Annotated in this window: 6 protein-coding genes; all 6 read left to right on the forward strand. The window is 46.6% G+C overall.

Annotation, left to right across the window (positions count from 1 at the left end):
- A partial coding sequence (locus tag CIK99_RS14340; RefSeq protein ID WP_144007953.1) for a transposase occupies positions 1–370 on the forward strand: 370 nt, incomplete at its 5' end.
- 307 nt (positions 371–677) lie between these two features.
- Positions 678–884 carry a hypothetical protein gene (locus CIK99_RS14345; protein WP_094382186.1) on the forward strand — a complete coding sequence of 69 codons (207 nt, stop codon included), beginning with the start codon at positions 678–680 and terminating at the stop codon, positions 882–884.
- Entirely contained in the window at positions 881–1,156 is a 276-nt protein-coding gene (locus CIK99_RS14350; RefSeq protein ID WP_094382182.1) for a type II toxin-antitoxin system YafQ family toxin, read from the forward strand. Before CIK99_RS14345 ends, CIK99_RS14350 begins: the two co-directional genes overlap by 4 nt.
- A 226-nt stretch (positions 1,157–1,382) precedes the next feature.
- Positions 1,383–2,753 (forward strand): hypothetical protein, encoded by a 1,371-nt coding sequence (locus CIK99_RS14355; RefSeq protein WP_144008016.1) that lies wholly within the window; start codon positions 1,383–1,385, stop codon positions 2,751–2,753.
- A 3-nt stretch (positions 2,754–2,756) separates the two neighbouring features.
- The gene (locus CIK99_RS14360) at positions 2,757–3,299 is read left to right on the forward strand and encodes a hypothetical protein (protein WP_094382184.1); all 543 of its coding nucleotides are present in this window, start codon (positions 2,757–2,759) and stop codon (positions 3,297–3,299) included.
- A gap of 300 nt (positions 3,300–3,599) precedes the next feature.
- The gene (locus tag CIK99_RS14365; protein ID WP_158215997.1) at positions 3,600–4,352 is read left to right on the forward strand and encodes a phage antirepressor KilAC domain-containing protein; all 753 of its coding nucleotides are present in this window, start codon (positions 3,600–3,602) and stop codon (positions 4,350–4,352) included.
- The last annotated feature ends 266 nt before the right edge of the window (positions 4,353–4,618 follow it).

A 4,618-nucleotide genomic window follows, 5' to 3' on the forward strand; every position in this document is an offset into this window, starting at 1 on the left:
GATTGGCGTCACTCTTGCAGCTGCACTCATCATGGCCACTGGCGGCTTCACATACTTTGACAATGCCAAGCAACTCACACGTTATCTGGGATTGTCACCAACATATCAGCAGTCCGGCACTTCAGTCCATGTCAAAGGTCACATCAACCGCAACGGAGACTCTTATTTAAGAAGTCAGCTCTACGTGGCAGCGTTCTCTTCCATACAATATAACACTGAATGTAAGGCCTGTTATGAACGTTTGCGGTCTAAAGGCAAGCCCGGGAAAGTCGCCGTCATTGCAGTAGCAAACAAGCTCATCCGACAGGCTTTTGCCGTTGTCACTCAGGAAAAACCATATATCGATGGTTATGTTTCTTCAAAGAAATGACTCCTGTATATCCCCGAAGTAAATTAGGATAGATAATCTAATACCTGAAAACACCGAGGGGTTTGGGGGCGAGAAGCCCCCATCAGAGGCAACGATTCAGTATTAAGTGCTAATAATTGTTAATTAAGCGCATTTTTCTTATTACAGTTCATTAATTGATATTCTCGTCCCGCAAGGCCAACGCCCTGCGGGATTGTTTTGTTCGACATTTCGGGCGATGGCTGAAAAAACTCGGCGAAAATTTGGCGGTGTCAATCTTTCTTTGTACTTTTGTGGCAAAAATGAAATAAAGAAAGGGAAAACAATTATGCAGACAACGGCAAATATTGAAAATGTTAGTATAAGCATTCCTCTGTCCGACCTCTCCTTCCTCAGGACATTGTCAAAAAAGATGGGGTGGAAGCTTAAAAGACCACGAAAAAGTGGAATAGATCGAGCCCTTGATGACATCAAGGCAGGAAGAGTGTATGAGGCAAAAAGTGTTGACGACCTGTTTGAGCAACTGGAACAATGAAATACAGGATCAAATACTCTGGCACATTCAAAAAGTCTTATAAACTTTGTAAGCGCCGAGGGTACGATATGACTAAGCTGAAGGAGGTAATCGCAATTCTTGAAAGTAAAGGAGAGCTGCCTCCAAGATACCGACCTCATATACTTTCTGGAAGATATGTAGGTAAATGGGAGTGTCACATTGAATCCGACTGGCTTCTTGTTTGGATTCAGGAAAACGATACGATGACGCTCCTTTTCATTGATACAGGAACACATTCAGACATATTTTAATTCTCGTCCCGCAGGTGGCATAAAACCTACGGGATTTTTTGTCCTTCCGACATTTCGGGCGATGGCAAACAAAAAAATCGGCGGAAATTTTGTGGTTTTAAGGAAAAAGAGTAATTTTGCAAAATGAAAGCTACATCTGGGCAGAATTGCCTTGGTGAGTTTGGCAATAGCAGAAATCGCTTTGCATGTATGCTTGCCTACTGAAAACATAAAAAGACAATTCGCAATGACAAATTGGGTAAAATATACAAACGACAACATTGTCTCTGAAATAGATTATGTGCTTGAGTCAAACGAGTACGGAGGGGGCGGCTCCTTGGACTACTGGGACATGTTGGATAAGGTTGACCGTGTCAAGATATATAATGGGTATGGCATAGTCTGTAGAGCCCTCGTGCCATATATCGAGGAGTATCTGTTTCATCCCGATGAAAGGATGCACGAGGGCGACGAAAACCTCCTGAGATTCTTTAGGACTTGGATATTTCGCCATCCGTCAAGTGTGTCGGAACTCCTTGAGGGGCACGACTTGCTGGAGCTTGTTGAGACGTTTGCAAAATACTCTACGAAGGACGACCAACGCGACAGATTGTTCCTCTGCCTGATGAGGAGCTATTGTCTCACAAGTGAATCCATAGACTGGCACGACCTGTACGAAAGGACGAAATTCGAGCTGGTCAACGGGGTAAAGGACTATAATTGGACGCGAATGACCATGCTGTCGATGCTCATGGGCATCGTCATGATAATGAAACAGTGCGAACGTGATTATGTGATGGAGAAAATGTTGTTACTATACGAAAACAACTGGAGTTTTTTCGGTGGCTGCTACAGCATACTGCTGGGCAAGGTGGTCGGTTCGGGATACCATCACCTGAATGCCGTAGTTGGGCAGTTCGCAGGCGGTCACATGAAGGATACGGCATGGGCGGCAAGGGAGCTGATAGACTATTGCCGCAAGCCGCTGAGGAACAATATGACACAGAACAGCTGGGTAAAACTGTGCGGGCTTGGCAAAAGGATTCTCGATGCCATAGACAACGTTGAGCAGGACTACACGTTGCAGCCACTGTTCAAAATCCTCTTCCCGAAAACTGAATGTGACTCCTACGCCAATGCCGCTCCACGGCGCACTGCCGCGGAATACAACAGGCTGCTGGAGGAAAAGGAACATAAGATAGCCGAGCGAGACAGAATGATAGAGGACTGGAAGTCGAAGGCCGTGAGCCTTGAGAAACAGGTGAAGGAACTGACGGAGAAAATGAGGAAGGCACTTGTGGAGGAACAGATTTCCATCGAGTTGCTCAAGGAAGCCATACTGAGCTATCAGTCAGGCATAGCCAGGACGCTATTCACCAGGCTTGACTGGGTTTTGGAAGGCAAGAACCACGCTTGGAACAGCCACCGCGACGAGCTGAAACAGACGATAAGGGAGAAGGAGCGAGAGGAAAGCACTCCCAAAGTCACGCACGTCACCGCTGACGCTTATTACGAAAGCGGAGCGACCCACGCCGACCACCGCAACACCATTGCCCTGGAGGCGAAAGGTAGTGCTGACGTGGGAAAACTCATTGGCATGAAGAAAGAAAATAATTAATGTATGAACATCATCGACAACAACTATTACGAAAACGGTGCGGTACACAACGACTACAGGAGGAACATCAGTATCGACGCCGGGGCGGCAGACGCAGCCGAAATACTGCGAAGGATATTGGGAGAGGACGAGGATTTCGCCGACTATGAGGTCATAGGCAGGCAAGAGGAGCATGAGCCTGCACAAGAGGTACGTTCGCGCATGTTCACCACAAACATGACCGACGGCAACGGCAAACCTGCCGACTCTGTCTGTCAGACGAGGAAAGGCATTGGCTGCATCGACCCTTCAAAACCTGTCTCGCTCGCCATCCTGTTGAGAGTCGCACAGGAGGTCGGTGCGGTAAGGGCTGACACTGGTAACACGGAGTTTGTACGCGGACTGGTAGCTACAGGACTGATGTGTGCTGACGAGGAGGGGGTGAAGCGTCTTGCCGCAGGTATGAGACAGTATGTAAACACGCTTTCCATGAAACACAAACTTTGGGCGAACAAAGACAAGCGCGAGCTTGGCGAGACGATATTCAGGGCAATGAGGAATATTTGACTCTTGCCTCGTTGGTCATTTTTTTTGTTAAAGGCTGCAACTTACGGGTTGCGGCCTTTTTTTATTTCCATTTCTTACGACTGCCTTTTTCGATTCTTTACGATTCTTTGCGATTCAATACGATTGTGCAGATTATCAGGCTGTTACGTTGCAAAACAACTTGTTTAATTCTGTTTCTTGCCTTACCTTTGCAACGTGATTCAGACAAAGAAAGTTGCAACTTATTGACTGACCACATAAAACAAAATGTGAAACGTAATAAAAAAAAAAATGTATGTTTATCAATTTTTCGATTACAGTATGGAAATACAGATTTTCAGTAACAGTAAGTTTGGGCAACTGAGAGTTGCGCTGAACGAGAAAGGAGAAACGGTGTTCTGTCTCGCGGATGTGTGCAAGGCTCTTGATCTTGCCAATCCTTCACAAGTTAAGATGAGGCTCGATTCTGGAAACCTCCATTCCGTGGAGGTTACCACAAAGGGCAAGAATCAGCATGGTGAATTTACTCGAACAACAACTATGACATACATAGGCGAGGCAAATCTCTATCGTTGCATTTTCCAAAGCAAGAAGAAGGAAGCGAAGGATTTCCAGAATTGGATATTCGGAGAAGTTCTGCCTCAGATTCGCAAGACGGGTGGTTACATCCCTGTTGCGGAGGAGGACGACGAGATGACGCTGCTGGCGAAGGCTCTCAACATCATGCATCGCACTCTGGAGGAGAAGGACCGGCTGATAGAGGAGCAACGGCCTATGGCGAAACTCGGCAGACAGGTGACAGGTTCGGAAGAGAACATCATGGTGGGCGAGATGGCAAAGATACTGTATGAGAACGGCATCGACATCGGCCGGCAACGACTCTTCAACTGGCTTCGCGAGCATGGCTACATCTTTAAACACTCGCGCGAGCCGATGCAGAAATGGGTTGAGCGAGGTATCATGGCTGTGCGTGAGTGTTGGGTGACCACAGACCACGGCATGGAACTATCTGTGACGCCGATGATAACGGGTAAAGGGCAGGATTATTTCCTGAAAATTTTCCTCGAAAGTTAACTTGTTAACGGTTAACTGGTGACTTTTTTAAGTTGCGGTGGTTTTTCGGCGGCGATAGGCGGGCGGTCTTACACGAGGTAAGACCCTACAACGGCGGGGGAAGGCGGGGATTACGGCGCTTTTAATTATTTACTTAATACCTTAATTCCGCAACACTATAGTTTAACATTATTTATAAGTGCCTGAGCAACAAAAAGTTGCCCAGGATTTTGCCATGTCAGAATTTTCACTTACCTTAGTGTTGCGAAAAGAAGACAAGCAAAACT

Origin of the sequence: Prevotella sp. P5-92 (assembly GCF_002251245.1) — a bacterium.
Taxonomy (GTDB): Bacteria; Bacteroidota; Bacteroidia; order Bacteroidales; family Bacteroidaceae; genus Prevotella.